The following is a 13,400-nucleotide window of genomic DNA, read 5'->3' on the forward strand; positions in this document are numbered from 1 at the left end:
GAAGAATAAAGAAGCTGAAATCGTTTTTTCTTTGTTCAGTTAAAGGGCAGGTTAATAAAAGATGAGGGTAGAAAGAAATTGATATTCTTTATCCTTAAAAAATACATCCATATGATCAATAAAAGAAGAGAAAATGTATAGTGATTGCACAAATACATATTCTAAATTGTAATGTTCAATATTGGAGGTTACCCAATGAGGCAATTTAGAGTTTTCATTTGTCTTCTTCTACTAATGTCATTTGGATGCACGGTATTTGCATCAGAAAGAGGGACCATAATTGTTTATAAAGGTGAAAGCGAGAATTGGTCAATAATTTCAAACGTTAATATTGTTGGAAATAATGTTGAATATAAATATACAGTAAAATACAAAGGGGAAAACATTGATTCCATCGGAAGAGTAACATATCGACTTGATTCAATTGTAGGTTCCTTAGGAGGTGCTTCAAAATTAGATGCTACTTCTAACAATTCGAGAGCTGGCAAAATAATTGGTCGTGGCGGTGGAGGCAATATTGATTTAGTAAGTAAAGCCACTACTATTATTGCCAGAGTAGAATGGAACAACAAACTAGAGAGTTTTGAGCTGAAAAAGCAATAAATATTGGTTCTGATGCCTTATTTTCTATCATTAATCTGGGGGCAATAACTAAAGATCGGCTAATGATCCGGTTATTACCCTTCTTTTGTTATTAGGGGGATTAACAGAAAAAAGTAACCCGAGGACAAAATGTAAAAGTCGCCAATTTGATTTGACGACTAAAAGGGATTATCTATAAGGATTTTCATAACTGTGATATGAATTTCCTCCTTCAAGTGGTCTTTGAGTTTCTGCATCTATGATTGTATGCTTCCAATACTCTTTATTTTTGGTTTGTACAAAAGAAGCGAGGAAATAAACTTGACGATCAGGATGTATAGAAGTTGCGAGCTCTTGTTTGGGTTGACCGCTATAATTTCCTGTTTTCTTTTCAAATGTCAATAATGCATCAGGTACTTCTTGATAAGACATTTTCTTTCTAACACTATATGCAGCATCCTTATACTCAATATAATCTTTTTTGTTCATTTGTTGATAGAACGCATTTTCATTAGCAAACGATTTTTCATTGTTTGCAGGATATTCAAACTGTCTAGCCGAAGTTGGAATTGATAAAGCATACAAACTTAAGGAAACCGCTAATAAAATTATAAACCTTTTCACTTTCTTCACCTCCAGTCTAATTATATTTTGTCAATTAATTAGCTGATAATACATCTGATCTCACCAATTGTTACTTCTAGGTATCGCTTCCCTTCTTGATATTTCAGCAGAAAATTATTTTGGACTAACGAGCAGGTTAACGGAAAAAGTGAATAAAATAGGACATTTCATAAATAGTACCTTGTCTGAATAAGAATAGAATATAAAAGGTATGTAAAATATTTCAAAATCGAAGAATATTAAAACTTTTAGTTATATTACAAAATAGGAAGCTTATCTTGAGTATAGAATTTCCGTTGTGTAAGAGTATAAATAATTTTTAATTGTACTCATATATTTTGTTGAAAGAATAGACTGCATATCATATGGGGGTTATGATTTGAAGAATAGGTCTTTCCTTGTAATACTTTCTATTTTAGTATGTGTGATAGCATTTTGTTTGATTTTCCTAAGAGACTCAACCATACCGAGCAATAATAAAGAACAACCGTTTGTTTCTAAAGGGGTATTACCTGGAAGTAAGAGCTCCTATAATCTTTCGTTAAAGATGGATAAAGATGAAAAGGTTAGTGTGGAAGCAAAAATTGATATTACCAATATTTCTAAAGAAAAATGGGATCGGCTTGTTTTATATTTCATTCCGAATGTATTCACAGAAGAAAATTCACCCTCATTAGATCATCCAGCATCTGTAAATATTAAAGATATCAAATTAAATGGAATAACTTCAAATTACTCCTTAGAAAAAGACACCCTAACCCTCCCCTTAAAAACACAACTGTCTCCGAATCACAATGTCAATGTTCAAATAGACTATGATTTTACAATGCCATCAGAGGGATTAAGATTTACAAAAGTCGGAGAAAGCCTTCACCTGGCCCAATGGTATCCTATGGTACCAACATATCGCAACGGGTGGAATAAACAAGAGTATCAATCAAGAGGTGAAACCTATCATACTCCCTTTAGTGATTTTCAATTAGATGTAGAAGTCCCACCTTCTTATACCATAGTTTCATCAAGTGAAGAAGATGACTTACTGAATAACCAAGGGACAAAAATCAAAGTGAAAAATGAAAAAGAGATTTTCCTTGCTTTACTAAAAGATACCTTGATTTTTGATAAGACAACGACTATAAATAACGTGAATGTGCGTGTATTCAGTGATAAAGAAAGAGCTGATCAAGCTAATGAAGTGCTAGAAACTGCGGTAAAAGTTCTGGACTATTTTCAAAAAGAATTCGGATCTTATACTGCAAAGGAGTTTGATGTAATCCTTGGTGGGCTTGGGATGGAGTACCCAGATGTAGTAACTGTGGGCTCTATTTATAGCTCTAAACCAGTAGACTCAGACTCATTAAGACGTATGGTTGTTCACGAGGTAGCACATCAGTGGTTCTATGGGATGGTTAGTAATGACCCGTATAACGATGCTTGGCTAGATGAGGGTCTAGCAGAAATTGCCACGCTTTTGTATTACGTTGATGAAGAGGAAGACGTTACTTTTGATTTTGGAGATCAATTTAGAGAAGAACTTAGTCTCCCCGTTAATCTTCCTTTAAACCGATACCCTAACAATACTCAAAGTTCTTATATTTATGGAAAAGCATCTTTGGGACTAGGGATGCTTTTTGAGAAGTATGGGGGAGAAGGAACAGCTAAGAAATTCCTTAAAACATACGTTGAAGAGTACAATTTCAAAGAAATTAACACCAGCGAGTTTGTAAGGTTTACTAAGCATTATTTTAACTTAGAGAATAATAAAGATTTTGAAGGATGGCTGGATTTGAATGAAGAATAAACTTTGTTTGTTCCTTTTTAGGAGTGTCACTGAACAAGTGGCCCCTTCAAGTAAAGGAGCAGTTTAGCAGTAGAAGGATAAAGGTAAGTCGCTATAAATATTGGAGGAAGATAACAATGAAACAGGAGATTTTTAAAAGCTATAACATTAACAGTGCGATTATGTTTTATGCTTTTGGATGCTTAATTTTTCTTAGTTTTGGTGTAGAAACTAATATTAAAAATCTGTTTATGCTTTTATGTTTTACTATTCTTTTTTGGTTAGTAACCTCCCTACAAGCATACAAAGATAAAAACAAAGACATATAATAGTGCTAATTTAAATAAAGGGAGCGTTTGCTGAATATGCAGTTGCCCTTTATTCAAGTAAAGGGCAGGAATGTTGAACAACGTTGATTAATGGAGGGATTAGATGAGGGAAGGGAAACAAAGATTATATCTCAATATGATTTTTGGCTCAGTTGGATTGTTATTGGTTGCTTTAGCAGTAATGAGATATATTGCAGAAGGACTCAATAGTGGCAATAACGGTGGAGATCTAATAGTATTATTTGGTTTTATATTTACAATGAACTATGTTAATTTTCTTGAAGAAAAAGCTGGAGTAAGCAAAAAGATTACGTGGATTAGAGCCATCATCTCCATAATTTTGTTATTTGTAATATCATATTATTTATTTTTCTAGTTATTATACATACGGGGGCAATAACGGAAGATCCGCTAACTTGATCCGCCTATTACTATTATTCAATTATTGGGCAGTATTGTGGAAGAAGGGTCTTATTACTTTATTAACCTTGGAGGGTAATTTATGTATCCACGAGCAAATACATTAGGAATAATTGTTAAGGGTAACTATCTTCTTTTAGAAGAGCAGAAAGGAAAGCACTCAAAAGGAGTAGGATTTTATTACCGCCCTATAGGCGGTACGATCGAACTCGGCGAGAGGTCAAATCAGACTTTAGTGAGAGAGTTTAGTGAGGAGTTAGGCGTTGAAATTATTGTCAGAAGATATATTTCCTGTATAGAAAATATTTTTAAAATAGACAAAAGCGTAGGGCACGAAATAACACAGATATATTTTGTGGATTTTAAAGATAGGAAATTATATCAGAAGGAACATTTTACAGTAACTGAAGGTAATAAGATTACTCGTGCAAAGTGGGTTTCCAAAGAAGAGATTTTTTCGGGCGAAAAGTTGCTTTATCCCCAAGAATTAATAGAATTACTAAAACAGCAAATTTAAATTAATTATCGGGCGCTTATCCGGAATAGGATGAGCTTTTTTGTTTAAAGTTTTTCTTGAGTAAGCTGCTCTATTTTGAAATAATTGGTATTAAGTTAAAAGGCAGGATTATTAAATAATAACTCAACAGAGGTCAGTTTGATTTATGTAATCAGTATCCTTAAGATACTCAGGTGGAGGGGGATTATGGAAGCAAAAGAGAGCAGAAAATTTGATAATATATACCGTTTTATCTTGATCACTCATTTCACCCTACTAACAATAAATACTTTTTTCCTTGAAGAGGCATGGTTTGATTACTTGTTTTATTTTTCAAGTCTATTATCGATTATTATCCTAACTATTTTAAGTATAAGGGAAAATAAAAAGGTTTCTGCTATCATACTATGCTTGCTGTTTATTGGATATTTATTTGCATTTAATAGTATTTGATTTAGAGTACACTAAATAGAAATAAGTTGTTCTGCTTAGGCGGAAATAGTTAAAAATTGATAGGGAAAAGCTTTTTCATCTTTCCGTTAAAAGGCAGGTTAGTTGAATAAATCGAAACATAAACAATTTGGTTTCGTCTAAATAGTAAAAGGTTATTCAAAGAAAAGGGCCAGAGGTGGAATTTGATGAATGTCTTGAGAGTAGGAATAAATATACTAATTCCTTTTCTAATACTATTCTTGGTTTTTGCTACTTGGATGGGTTATATCGCTGAAGATATTAAGGATTTTTATAATTTTAAATGGGTTGCAATTATACTACTGGTAGCAGGATACATTCTTCAATTTTACAAGAATACAATTGGGCTAGTTCTCGTAGGGTTAAGTATTCTTAGCTGGTTTTTGATATAAACACAATGTTCAAGTAAAGGGGTAGGACATAAAAGGTTCGTGAAAGGATTTATATTATGAAAAGTAAAAAAAAACAGAAAACGTAATATAATTCAGTGGATTGCTTATGCAATTGTAATGCTTACTCTTCTTATTAAAATAGTGTTATTTATTTCAGGAGTATCCCAGAGTTTAGCGTACAGTACACTTGATTTAATATCTTGGACAGGGCTTGGCTTAGGATTTATCTTATTACTGATTTCCTACTTGTATCCAAAGAACGCCTAGAAAACACCACGCATAGTTCAATTGAAAATGGCTTCCCACATTGTACACAATAAGCTTTTTTTGTGTATGAAAATAGATTGAGAGTTATTCATTATATAATTGGTATTAAGTTAAAGGGCAGGTTAATGGATTAATTCTCAAGAAAATCATTAGGTTGTCTCTAAAAATATTCTAAATAGTCTAAGGAGGGGAGTTGGATTGAAAAACAAGTTAACAAAATCCCGAACAGATAAGTCAATAAGCGGTGTTTGTGGAGGAATAGCAGAATATTTCGGTATTTCTTCTTTGGGAGTAAGGTTAATATTTCTTTTATTACCTGCTAATATACTTATCTATATAATTCTTGTTAATACAATGCATGACAGTCCCCGATCATTATAATTCCTTAAATATCTTACTCAAGGTTAAGGGGCAGGTTAGCGAAACGTATATGAGTTGTTTAACGTTAGAGGTTTTGAATTGCTTGGGGGTGAACTTATTGAAAATTAAGTCACGGAAAGATTGGTGGTTATCCATCATCGTTTGGACATCGATGGTATTCGCTATTGGAAGTGGTCTTTATGCACTTATTGATAAAACACCTAATACCTTGGATTTAATCATTACTTTTACTCTTTGTGTTATTCTGCCATTATTTATATTGTGGATGTGGGTAACGACCTATTATGTTGTAGACGAGAGCAACTTAACCATTAGGTTTGGTCCTTTTAAAAAGATTATTCCGTTAGACACGGTAAAGTCTGTACGAAAAACGACAAACCCGATATCAAGTCCTGCGTTGTCGCTAAAAAGGCTTGAGATTGTGTACGGTTACTATGACACCGTGCTCATTTCTCCCATTCATAGAGATGAGTTCATTGAAATCCTTTCCAAGCGGTGTAAGAATATCGAAATTATAGCTTAGTTTTTTAAAAAATATAGAGTGATATAGAGGTAGAATCATATGCCCAAAATTGACAATATGCTAGCCATTCTCTGGATGCTTCGTTCAGGTGAAAAAGTGACGGCACAGCAAATCTCAGAAAAATTAGAGATGAATATAAGAACGGTGTATCGTTATATTGATACCATTTCAACAAGTGGCGTACCGATCGTTTCAGAACCAGGACATAACGGTGGCTACTCTTTATTGAATCATTTTATTGAGGCCCCACTTTTTTTTGATATTGAGGAGCAAACGTCCCTCTTTCACGCAGCTGTTTTTGCAGAAGAAGCCGGATATTATGGAGGGGAAGCACTCGATAGGGCCATTTCGAAACTAAGTCACCACTCCAATCAAGAGCAGGAAACAAAGGTAAACCAACATGTTACGAATCTTGAAGTCATAAGTGGAATACGTTCAGCTTCTATTGAACCATTTTTGAAAGAATTGGAGCAGGCCGTAGCTGACAGGTATTCAGTCAACATTCTTTATCATAAAAGTGGAGAAGAGCCATTAAGTGAAAGATTAGTCGATCCGTACAGAATGATCTATTGGAATAACAAGTGGTATGTGATTGGATTTTGTCATCTTAGGAATGATATCCGTAGTTTTAGAGTCGATCGAATGGAACGTCTAATGGTAACTGAAACCCAGTTTAACGGGCCGGAGAATTTTTCAGCACGTGACTTTTTTGTGAACAGCCTTCTTCCAACAATAGAAGATAAGGAAGGAATTATTTCTTTGGTTCTTAACGGGGAAAAAAGTGCATTGGATGATATTTGCCAACATTGGTTCTTGGGACATTATTTACAAGAACGTTCCCCCAATCAAGCCGTGTTTCTTCTTGAAAAAGAAATCATACATACCTATGTACCTTATTTACTTCTACCGTACAATACATCGATTAAAGTGATGGAGCCCATCAGTCTTAAGAGAAGAATGATTGAGGTTCTGTCGGAATTAATAGAATTTCATCGAGTTTAATGACTTCCCTGACGCTACCTGTCAGGGAAGTTTTATTATAATGGCTCTATCAATAGTGATTGGAGTGTAATTGGATGCAAACAAAAAAAGCTTTTCTATATGTATTTGATACAATGTCGGACTGGGAATACGGATATTTGATGGCTGAACTAAACTCAGGAAGATATTTCAAAAAAGATGCAGCACCTATAAACGTCATGACAGTAGGTGCTACTAAAGAAATGATTACGACGATGGGAGGACTGAGCATAAAAACAGATATGTCCTTTGATGAATGTATTCTTTAGAGGGAAGATCTTTTAATTTTACCCGGAGGGACTACTTGGAGTGAAGACATTCATCAAATGATCTTGGAAAGAGTTGGCCAAGCTTTAAAGAGGGGTACTCTCGTGGCTGCCATTTGTGGTGCAATTGAGGCACTTGCGGATAGGGGATACTTAGATACTAGAAAGCATACAAGTAATAACTTGGAATATACGAAATTGGTATGTCCTAACTATAAAGGAGAAGAGTTCTATGAGTCGGTATCTGCGGTAGCTGATGGGAATTTAGTTACGGCATCAGGAATAGCCCCTCTGGAATTTGCCATGGAGGTACTGAAGAAAATGGATGTGTTTGCGCCTGATACATTGCACTCCTGGTATTAACTGAATCAGACTCATCAACCCCAATTCTTCTTTCAGTTAATGAATTCAATAAGTAAATGAAGGTGCTGAAAAGGTCCATTTCTCTATTGTGATTTGTAGAGAAGTTGGGCTTTTTATTTTGGACTTTCCTGACTATACTCCTATTGGGAAGTTTCATTTGCGTAAGATTGGGAATTTAATGAATGAGGTAACCCACCCCCGCTAATTGGAAGCAACGTCCTATTTGTCACTGATCAATAGACGGGAATATTCCGCCTATTAACTCAAGAAATGCAATACGGGGTGAACTTTCTGTGAGTAAGCGGAAAACCTCCGCTTATTTCTTTATAACCTGTTAAGAATACGTATATTAATAACACAAGGCATTCTTTTAGAAACTGCTTCAAGGGATTTTTCTAGTCAAAGTTCGCGAAGAAAAGAGGAAACGAGAATGAAATTATTTGCTCATCGCGGAGTGAGTGGAGAAGCTCCGGAGAATACACTGGCTGCGTTTAAAGCAGCAGCTGATTCAGGTGCCTACGGGATTGAACTGGACGTACAGCTGTCAAAAGACGGCAAGATCGTGGTCAATCATGATGAAACCATCGATCGCACTACAAATGGAACCGGCTATGTGAAGGATTTGACATGGGAACAGCTCAGAACCTATGACGCCGGAAATTGGTTTCACCCCTCTTTCAAAGGAGAGTCCATTCCTTCACTAGAGGAGGTCCTGGATGTGGTGACCACGCATCGTGACTCGATAATCATTAATATCGAGCTGAAGAACGATCAAATCGACTACCCACAGTTGGAAGAAAAGGTCCTGGAGATGCTCAAAGAAAAAGGGATGAAAGAACAGACGATTATTTCTTCTTTTAATCCCGAGAGTCTGAAGAAGGTCAGAGAGCTTGATCCTGATATTGAGACAGGTGAAGGGATTCCAGCAAATATTCTGGATCGAATCAAGCCCTTACAAGTCAACGCCATCCACTGTGAGGCGGTGTTCGCTCAATCGCCAACGGGTATAATCGTCATGGAGATGGGAATTCCGTTGCGTGTTTTTACCATCAATACAATGGAAGAGTTACAATTAGTGAAAAAAGCGGGTGTTGAGGTTGTTATGACTGATTATCCGGGGTTGTTATTGGATCAGACCTAAAGGGACCGTTTGAGGTGCTCGGAAAACAAATAGTGACACTCAAACTAGAAGCCATAAAAAGTAAAGAGATTCGTCGATTGACGAGTCTCTTTGTTTTGGAATATAAATTATTTGCGACATATAAGCGAGTATGCACGAGAAAAACTCATATTTCTGAAGGAGTAGTTCTGGAAGCAGCCAATGCAGTTAAAGCCTTCTCAATATAACTATATACTTCTTCTGCAATCCTCAGAAATTCTTCAACATCTACATTACTATCCAAGTAACACGCATACAGATAGTCAACTAAAGCTGAATCAATCGTGCAATAATCTGATATGGCACTCTTCATCTTAGTAATGTCATCTTGCCAAACCCCTGTATCTTCTAAAACCAAAGAGTATAATGCACGAATTAATTTCTTTGAGTAACCTTTGGTATATCTAGATTTCAGTGTGTCATCATTGGCATTAGATAGAAAACCGCGAACGCGATCCACTGCCTCTTGAGTGTCTGAATTCAAGTCTAATATGAACTCAGGTGAAATAAGAATAGGAGGTACTTCTTCGCCAATATCAGTACCATGTATACAAACACAGATTATCTTGATCCAAAATCCCCATTCATTGGGCTTACTTCTTACATCATCCAGTGAACAAATAACCGTATCAACCTTAGTTACGAATCGATATTTTTGTAAAATCTGGTCCTTCAGACATGATACTCTATCATAATCTATATCTTCTGGTCTTTCGCATACTATTGTAAAATCTGCATCAGACTCAAATGGCTTAGCAGTGCCTTTAGGAATTGAGCCACACATATAAATACTGTGAATCTTCCCATTGAACTCTGAAAGCAAGCTAGCTGTATACTTCTCTACAAAAGTCTTGTACTCACTCTGAATATTGATTTTCTTTATAACCTTCTCCAAAACCATATCTGGTCTCTTTTTATCTTCTAAAATCATATTATCTCCCCCTCTTTATAAGTATATTATTTTATAAATTTTTCTCTTATTGCTTTTTCACTATCCTGCCCAGATAATGGAATAACTTAAATTCTAATCAATTTCTTTAAACTCGATGTACGGCAGATCATCTTCCTTTGCCTTTTCCCTTGAACGATACAACTCTAAAACTTCTTTTTCATACTCATTTTCTGCACCGAAATTTTCTTCATAATACTCACCTATATAAATTGCACGATACTTATTACCCTCATTGTCGATAACGTCTACCAATCCTGAAGAAAAGTGGTCATTCAACCCAGAAAAACTATCTGCAACAGACAACCTGGCAGCTTGTTCACCGACATCCTCAATAACCACTTTAGTGAAACGCATTTTTGTGTTGTCCATCTCTTCCCTGCTTAGTAGAGTGAACTCTGGAACAGCTTCATTCTGTGATACTTCTAGCTTCTCAAAAACTATTGAATCCCTAGAATCCTCAAAACATCCTACAAGAAGCAAGACTACCATTATTATACAAAAACAATGCTTGATAATAACGCCTCCTTTTGAATTCTACGAAACCCAATAGAATTAAGTTTTCCGTTAAGATAAACCTCTTATCAAGAATATGGTTGACCTTTTAGAAATAATAAAAGAACCTTTGGGTCCCCTTAACCTTTAGACTTCTTCTTTTCAATCATTGATAATATCAAATAAATGACAATTCCACATGCGATCATCAGAATAAAAGTATTTGTAATAAGGTTAAAATCAAGCTCATGAATGACTTGTTCTACTTCTCCGTTATCACTGACCGTAATGTATTTCCATCCATCATATTCGAGGGTAAAGAAAGAGATAATCAAGCCTGAAATAAATCCACCGACCATTGAAATCCAACTTTTTTTCATTGTTTCACCCCTTAAAATAAGTATAAAGGAACAAATGATAAATTATTAGTAAATTCTGTAATATAGGTTAATATCGGAGGTGGTTTCTTTTGAGACAGGCAACTTTCAAAAAACCTAAAAAGAGAACAAAAAAAACGAAACTATTGCAAACGTTTACAACAATATGTTATTTTATATGTAACCGGTTACACAATAACCAACCAAACGAACAGGAAGTGAAGCACGTGGCAACAATCAAGGATGTGGCGAGTGAAGCGGGGGTGTCGGTGGCGACCGTTTCCCGGGTGCTCAATGATAACGGCTATGTAGGGGTAGAGACGAGGAAAAAAGTGATGGAGGCAATCTCCAAGCTAAATTACAGCCCGAACGAGGTCGCACGCTCCCTATATAAACGGGAGTCGCGACTGATTGGACTGCTGCTTCCGGATATCACGAATCCATACTTCCCGCAATTGGCGAGAGGGGTCGAGGATGAAGTGAGTGAGGCTGGGTTCAGGCTCCTCCTCGGTAACAGTGACGAGAACATTCAGAAGGAGCTGGATTATATCCAGACTTTCGTTCAGAACAATGTCGTCGGCATGATCTCAGCGACCAATCATGTAGAGCATGATCAGCTGTATAGTGAATTGAATCTCCCACTCGTCCTCCTTGACCGGACCACGGACAACTATCCTGCTGTCTATGCGGACGGCCGTAAAGGGGGACGCCTGGCGGCAAAGACCTTAGTTGAAAAAGGGGCGAAGCGGATCACCGTTATGAAGGGGCCGGCACACGTCAAGCCGGCTCAGGACCGATTCCGTGGAGCCGTCGAGTACTTAAGTGGGGCCGACGTCGATTTCACGGTGATGTCCACGACCTCATTCTCCTTTGAAGACGCAAAGGGCTGGGCAGAGGAATTGTTCGCCACCTATCCTGATACGGACGGGGTCATCGCGAGCAATGATATCGTAGGGATTGCGATTCTTCATGAGGCGCTCCGGCTCGGGAAGAAAATTCCCGAAGACGTACAGATCATCGGCTACGATGACATCCCCCAGAGCAGCCTTTCCTATCCGGCGCTCTCCACGATCAGGCAGCCGGCTTACGAAATGGGCAGGCAGGCCGCGGTACTTCTGATTAAACTGATAAAAAAAGAAAAAGACATCGATACAACGGTTCAGCTTCCGGTTGAACTCATACAGCGAAACACAACACGAAAGGGATGAAGGAAGATGAAAAAAGCGAAGATTGCCGTGATCGGCAGTTCATCCATGGACCTGGTGGTGACATCAGCGAAACGCCCCGGTGCAGGGGAAACGGTACTGGGCGACAGTTTTGACACGGTACCCGGCGGGAAAGGAGCCAACCAGGCCGTTGCCGCAGCAAGGCTTGGGGCTGACGTGTACATGATCGGATGCGTAGGTGATGACCCATACGGCCAAGAGATTTTGCAAAACTTTAAGAGTAACGGTGTTCATACGGACTATGTGGAACCGGTTACAGGTGAGAAGTCAGGCACCGCTCATATCATCCTCGCTGAAGGAGACAACAGCATTGTCGTCGTAAAAGGGGCCAATGATCTTGTGACTCCTGAATACGTAGAGAAAACAGCCGATTTCCTCAAAACGTGCGAACTCATCATGATCCAGCAGGAAATCCCGGAGGAAACGGTCGAGTACGTGGCAGACCTGTGCAAAAAGATTGAAGTCCCACTGCTATTGAACCCGGCTCCGGCACGAAATATTTCAAAGAAAGTCATCGATGGTGTCAGCTACCTGACACCGAATGAGCATGAAGCTGATGTACTTTTTAACGGAATGGAGCCGTCAGAAGCACTGAAACAATATCCTGACAAGGTCATCATCACCGAAGGAGCAGCGGGAGTCCGCTACCATAATGGTACAAAGGAAATCCTTGTCCCCTCCTTTAAAGTCGAAGTCGTAGATACGACAGGAGCTGGGGATACCTTCAACGCCGCATTCGGAACGGCTGTTGCTGAAGGACAATCACTGGAAGAAAGCCTTCGTTTTGCAAACCGCGCCGCATCCCTTTCCGTGACTGGATTCGGGGCACAGGGCGGAATGCCAACAAGAGACGAAGTGGAAAGGAAGCTGGCAGAATGAAACGACATGGCATCTTGAACAGTCATATAGCGAAAATACTGGCCGATCTCGGCCACACAGATACGATTGTCGTGGCCGATGCCGGTCTCCCGATTCCGTCAGACGCCGTGAAAATCGACCTGGCATTGAAACCGGGAGAGCCATCCTTCCTTGACGTGGTCGAACTGTTAAAGGAAGAAATGGTTGTCGAAATAGTCACACTTGCAGAAGAAGTAGAAACAAATAAAGGGGTTCACGAACAAATGACCTCATGGTTCAATGGGGTCAAGTATGTATCCCATGAAGACTTCAAGAAAGAAACCCATAAAGCGAAGGCTGTCATCCGCACGGGGGAAGTCACACCGTATGCGAATTGTATCCTTCACGCAGGAGTCATTTTTTAAAATAAAGGGGGTAGTACC

The 13,400-nt window shown here is 37.9% G+C and carries 17 protein-coding genes and 1 pseudogene; 14 read left to right on the forward strand and 4 right to left on the reverse strand.

Going from position 1 to position 13,400, the window contains the following annotated elements; all coding sequences use genetic code 11:
* The first annotated feature begins 195 nt into the window (after nucleotides 1–195).
* Entirely contained in the window at nucleotides 196–603 is a 408-nt protein-coding gene (locus NQ095_RS07960) for a hypothetical protein (RefSeq protein WP_258262956.1), read from the forward strand.
* A gap of 168 nt (nucleotides 604–771) precedes the next feature.
* On the opposite strand, the gene NQ095_RS07965 is transcribed toward NQ095_RS07960, so the two are convergent.
* Nucleotides 772–1,206 (reverse strand): hypothetical protein, encoded by a 435-nt coding sequence (locus tag NQ095_RS07965; protein ID WP_258262958.1) that lies wholly within the window; start codon nucleotides 1,204–1,206, stop codon nucleotides 772–774.
* 547 nt (nucleotides 1,207–1,753) lie between these two features.
* On the opposite strand from NQ095_RS07965, the gene NQ095_RS07970 reads away from it, so the two are divergent.
* The 10 genes and pseudogenes from NQ095_RS07970 (at nucleotide 1,754) to NQ095_RS08015 (ending at nucleotide 9,055) form a co-directional block, all read left to right on the forward strand.
* A complete protein-coding gene (locus NQ095_RS07970; protein ID WP_258262959.1) occupies nucleotides 1,754–3,007 on the forward strand; it encodes a M1 family metallopeptidase in 1,254 nt (417 codons plus the stop codon).
* 116 nt (nucleotides 3,008–3,123) lie between these two features.
* The gene (locus tag NQ095_RS07975) at nucleotides 3,124–3,315 is read left to right on the forward strand and encodes a hypothetical protein (RefSeq protein WP_258262960.1); all 192 of its coding nucleotides are present in this window, start codon (nucleotides 3,124–3,126) and stop codon (nucleotides 3,313–3,315) included.
* A 103-nt stretch (nucleotides 3,316–3,418) separates the two neighbouring features.
* Nucleotides 3,419–3,691, forward strand: a complete 273-nt coding sequence (locus NQ095_RS07980) for a hypothetical protein (RefSeq protein ID WP_258262961.1) — start codon at nucleotides 3,419–3,421, stop codon at nucleotides 3,689–3,691.
* Between the two features lie 126 nt (nucleotides 3,692–3,817).
* The gene (locus NQ095_RS07985) at nucleotides 3,818–4,252 is read left to right on the forward strand and encodes an NUDIX hydrolase (protein WP_258262962.1); all 435 of its coding nucleotides are present in this window, start codon (nucleotides 3,818–3,820) and stop codon (nucleotides 4,250–4,252) included.
* 186 nt (nucleotides 4,253–4,438) lie between these two features.
* Nucleotides 4,439–4,684 (forward strand): hypothetical protein, encoded by a 246-nt coding sequence (locus NQ095_RS07990; RefSeq protein WP_258262963.1) that lies wholly within the window; start codon nucleotides 4,439–4,441, stop codon nucleotides 4,682–4,684.
* Nucleotides 4,685–5,559: 875 nt separating this feature from the next.
* Nucleotides 5,560–5,742: a PspC domain-containing protein gene (locus NQ095_RS07995; protein ID WP_258262964.1), complete on the forward strand. Its 183-nt coding sequence runs from the start codon at nucleotides 5,560–5,562 to the stop codon at nucleotides 5,740–5,742.
* Between the two features lie 97 nt (nucleotides 5,743–5,839).
* Nucleotides 5,840–6,265 carry a PH domain-containing protein gene (locus tag NQ095_RS08000; RefSeq protein WP_258262965.1) on the forward strand — a complete coding sequence of 142 codons (426 nt, stop codon included), beginning with the start codon at nucleotides 5,840–5,842 and terminating at the stop codon, nucleotides 6,263–6,265.
* 39 nt (nucleotides 6,266–6,304) lie between these two features.
* Nucleotides 6,305–7,267, forward strand: coding sequence for a helix-turn-helix transcriptional regulator (locus NQ095_RS08005; RefSeq protein WP_258262966.1), 963 nt, complete (start codon nucleotides 6,305–6,307; stop codon nucleotides 7,265–7,267).
* A 74-nt stretch (nucleotides 7,268–7,341) separates the two neighbouring features.
* Nucleotides 7,342–7,914: pseudogene (locus NQ095_RS08010) on the forward strand (type 1 glutamine amidotransferase family protein).
* Between the two features lie 430 nt (nucleotides 7,915–8,344).
* Entirely contained in the window at nucleotides 8,345–9,055 is a 711-nt protein-coding gene (locus NQ095_RS08015) for a glycerophosphodiester phosphodiesterase (RefSeq protein ID WP_258262967.1), read from the forward strand.
* Between the two features lie 145 nt (nucleotides 9,056–9,200).
* Here NQ095_RS08015 and NQ095_RS08020 read toward each other — a convergent pair whose 3' ends face one another.
* The 3 genes from NQ095_RS08020 to NQ095_RS08030 all read right to left on the reverse strand — a co-directional run bounded on the left by NQ095_RS08020 (nucleotide 9,201) and on the right by NQ095_RS08030 (nucleotide 10,897).
* Nucleotides 9,201–9,974 carry a nucleotidyltransferase domain-containing protein gene (locus NQ095_RS08020; protein WP_258263154.1) on the reverse strand — a complete coding sequence of 258 codons (774 nt, stop codon included), beginning with the start codon at nucleotides 9,972–9,974 and terminating at the stop codon, nucleotides 9,201–9,203.
* A 123-nt stretch (nucleotides 9,975–10,097) separates the two neighbouring features.
* The gene (locus NQ095_RS08025) at nucleotides 10,098–10,514 is read right to left on the reverse strand and encodes a hypothetical protein (RefSeq protein WP_258262968.1); all 417 of its coding nucleotides are present in this window, start codon (nucleotides 10,512–10,514) and stop codon (nucleotides 10,098–10,100) included.
* 143 nt (nucleotides 10,515–10,657) lie between these two features.
* Nucleotides 10,658–10,897 (reverse strand): hypothetical protein, encoded by a 240-nt coding sequence (locus tag NQ095_RS08030; protein WP_258262969.1) that lies wholly within the window; start codon nucleotides 10,895–10,897, stop codon nucleotides 10,658–10,660.
* Between the two features lie 224 nt (nucleotides 10,898–11,121).
* Between NQ095_RS08030 and NQ095_RS08035 the strand changes: the two genes are divergently transcribed.
* The 3 genes from NQ095_RS08035 to rbsD are packed head-to-tail and all read left to right on the forward strand — an operon-like array spanning nucleotide 11,122 to nucleotide 13,382.
* On the forward strand, nucleotides 11,122–12,102 hold the full coding sequence (locus NQ095_RS08035; RefSeq protein ID WP_258262970.1) for a LacI family DNA-binding transcriptional regulator: 981 nt from the start codon (nucleotides 11,122–11,124) through the stop codon (nucleotides 12,100–12,102).
* A gap of 6 nt (nucleotides 12,103–12,108) precedes the next feature.
* Nucleotides 12,109–12,999: a ribokinase gene (gene rbsK, locus NQ095_RS08040; protein ID WP_258262971.1), complete on the forward strand. Its 891-nt coding sequence runs from the start codon at nucleotides 12,109–12,111 to the stop codon at nucleotides 12,997–12,999.
* Entirely contained in the window at nucleotides 12,996–13,382 is a 387-nt protein-coding gene (gene rbsD, locus NQ095_RS08045; protein WP_258262972.1) for a D-ribose pyranase, read from the forward strand. The genes rbsK and rbsD overlap by 4 nt, the downstream gene beginning before the upstream one ends.
* Nucleotides 13,383–13,400 lie beyond the last annotated feature (18 nt).

It is taken from the genome of Rossellomorea sp. SC111, from assembly GCF_024733565.1.
In the GTDB taxonomy this organism is placed as follows: domain Bacteria; phylum Bacillota; class Bacilli; order Bacillales; family Bacillaceae_B; genus Rossellomorea.